This is a genomic window from Methylomonas sp. Uni0011, from assembly GCF_056850255.1.
Map to the genome: position 1 here is coordinate 1 of NZ_JBVVNO010000046.1, position 1,545 is coordinate 1,545.

At 50.0% G+C, this 1,545-nt stretch carries 3 protein-coding genes and 1 pseudogene; 3 read left to right on the top strand and 1 reads right to left on the bottom strand.

The genetic code is table 11. The features are described 5' to 3' along the window. Positions 1-126 (bottom strand): annotated as a pseudogene (locus AC0IM9_RS20400) (DDE-type integrase/transposase/recombinase); the annotation flags it as partial. Positions 127-190: 64 nt separating this feature from the next. Between AC0IM9_RS20400 and AC0IM9_RS20405 the strand changes: the two are divergent. The 3 genes from AC0IM9_RS20405 to AC0IM9_RS20415 are packed head-to-tail and all read left to right on the top strand — an operon-like array spanning position 191 to position 1,388. Beyond that, a complete protein-coding gene (locus AC0IM9_RS20405; protein ID WP_482805238.1) occupies positions 191-505 on the top strand; it encodes a transposase in 315 nt (104 codons plus the stop codon). A gap of 11 nt (positions 506-516) precedes the next feature. Next, positions 517-1,143, top strand: coding sequence for an IS3 family transposase (locus tag AC0IM9_RS20410; protein WP_482805239.1), 627 nt, complete (start codon positions 517-519; stop codon positions 1,141-1,143). Next, entirely contained in the window at positions 1,050-1,388 is a 339-nt protein-coding gene (locus AC0IM9_RS20415) for an integrase core domain-containing protein (protein WP_140912327.1), read from the top strand. The genes AC0IM9_RS20410 and AC0IM9_RS20415 overlap by 94 nt, the downstream gene beginning before the upstream one ends. Positions 1,389-1,545 lie beyond the last annotated feature (157 nt).

Genomic DNA, 1,545 nt, shown 5'->3' on the forward strand with positions numbered 1-1,545 from the left:
GCAGAGCGAGGTGCGCATGTGATCGTCAATCGCCCAGCCCACGACTTGGCGGGAAAACAGATCGATCACTACCGCGACATAAAGCCAACCTTGCAGGGTCCATACGTAGGTAATATCGGTCGTCCATGAAATGGTCTAATAACCCCGGACACTTCTAAAGGCAGAATTTATACTGTTAGTAGAGGTGATCATGAGTAACGAAAAAAAACATAATCGGCCAAAATATAGCCTGGAATTCAAACAAGATGCCGCCAGACTGGTTCTTGAAAAAGGCTACAGCCAGCAGCAAGCGGCCGATCATTTGGGTATATCGCAAAGCGCCCTGGGACGCTGGGTACGAGCGGAACGCAAGCCTTCGGCCAACGAATCTACGCTAAAAAAATCTTGCCTGAATCTGGGGGATCATGACGAATTGATCCGATTGCGCCAGGAAAACGAACAACTGCGGATGGAGCGCGAGATATTAAAAAAGGCCGCCGTCTTCTTTGCGAAAGAAGCCGAATAAAATACGAATTTATTCAGGCGCAACAGAAGACGTATCCAGTGACCGTGCTCTGTCGAGTCATGCAGGTGAGTACCAGTGCCTATTATGCATGGCTCAAGGCTCCGCAAGATAACGACAACCAGCGACAAGACCAGAAACTTGCCGAAAAAGTGCGGCAGCTTTTTATCGACAACAAGCAGAGTTTTGGTTCGCGTCGTTTAGCGGATCGATTGCAGAAACAAGGTTTCGCCGTCGGCCGCTTCAAAACGCGGCGGATCATGCGCGATTTAAAATTGACGGTGCGTTATCCCAAACGCTTTAAAGTCACCACGGACAGCAACCACAGCGAGGCCATATCCCCCAATCGACTGGATCGCCAATTCAAGGTCGCTCAGCCAAATCAAGTGTGGACCACAGATATTACCTATGTATGGACGTTGCAGGGCTGGATGTATGTCGCGGTGGTGATCGATCTGTTCTCCCGCCAAGTGGTGGGATGGGCCATTGATGACCATATACCCACAGGGCACAAGTGCGGACCTCGCTCTGTGTCAACGCATTACAAATGGCCTTCTGGCGCCGCAAACCGCCGCCGGGTCTGCTGCATCATTCGGATCGTGGCAGCCAGTATGCCAGTCGGGAATATCGCCAGCATTTAGCAGTGATGAAGATGGAACAGAGCATGAGCCGAAAAGGCAATTGCTGGGATAATTCGCCGACAGAACGCTTTTTCCGTAGCTTGAAACATGAACAGCTAAACTACGAAAAATTCAAAACCCAGGAAGCGGCGAAACTGAGCGTGATCGACTATTTGGCTTTTTACAACGGTCGTCGATCGCACTCAACATTGGGCTATCAATCCCCGATCGAATTCGAGCGGGACTTTTCGAAAAACGCTGCCTAAGCAGGTGTCCGGTTTTTGTTGACCATTACACCATACTTGATTGGGCTTAGCCACTTGGAATTGCCGATCCAGCCGGTTGGGCGAAATGGCCTCGTTATGATGACTGTCGGTCGTGGCTTTAAATCGCTTGGGATAGCGAACCTGTAATTTTAAATCT